An 885-nucleotide genomic window follows, 5' to 3' on the forward strand; every position below is an offset into this window, starting at 1 on the left:
AACTATAGACAACGATTAACCCCTTGGAGCCAGGTCTTCAAGGGGTTTTTTGTTTTAAATCTAATTATGGTAAGTCTGCTTTAAACTGTGCATAGCCATCACCACCTATTGGTGTAGTGTCACATCCTACCTCATCTGCTTTAGCATTTATATCGGCTACTCTATTTCCAGGGTTAGGGTGTGTGCTTAAAAATTCCGGTCCTCCCGTTTGTCCTTGTTCTTCTAATTTTACAAAGAATGATGCGGCACCATTACAGGCATATTTTGTGTCCGCCAAATAAACCACAGATTTTGCATCAGCTTCTTCTTCGAACTCTTTACTAAATTCTAGTCCAGCTAATGTTCCGGCTATTTGTCCTGCAATCTGCTCAAGTTTACTAGCGTCATTGCCTAGAATAATACTAAGTAAAATTGAGACTCCATATTGACGTTGCAAGTTTCTACTCGTATGCCTTAAGTCGGCATGCGCTATCTCATGTCCAATTACACCTGCCAGGTCATCAGCATTGTCAAGGTATTTAATAAGACCAGTGTATACATAAATGTAACCACCGGGTGCGGCAAATGCATTTAGAGTGGAGTCATTTTTTACTAGAGTAACATCCCAGGCAAATTCCTGTCGGTAAGCTACTTCACCGCTGTTCAGAATTTCATTTACCATATCGTCTAGATAATTATAAGCCTCCGGATATTCAGATCGAGACATAAGGTCAAAATTGGGATCATTTTCAATCTCTGCGCTTACCTGCTGTCCAAGCTCTATATCATTTTGTACAGAAAACAGCGCGACATTATTGTTTTTGTCACAGGCAGTAAAAGCGCCTAACGTTATAATTATCAGTAAAAAATTGAAGGGCTTAGTAAATCTTTTCATCAGTTTATATT

General features: G+C 39.2%; 1 protein-coding gene. It reads right to left on the bottom strand.

Annotation, left to right across the window (positions count from 1 at the left end):
- Positions 1-64: 64 nt before the first annotated feature.
- Positions 65-874, bottom strand: coding sequence for a M48 family metalloprotease (locus tag E1176_RS00590; protein WP_155208650.1), 810 nt, complete (start codon positions 872-874; stop codon positions 65-67).
- Positions 875-885 lie beyond the last annotated feature (11 nt).

Source organism: Fulvivirga aurantia, assembly GCF_009711475.1.
Lineage (GTDB): Bacteria > Bacteroidota > Bacteroidia > Cytophagales > Cyclobacteriaceae > Fulvivirga > Fulvivirga aurantia.

Excerpts from the sequence above, each read along its gene's own strand:
- E1176_RS00590 (WP_155208650.1), bottom strand. The coding sequence starts at position 874 with ATGAAAAGATTTACTAAGCCCTTCAATTTTTTACTGATAATTATAACG.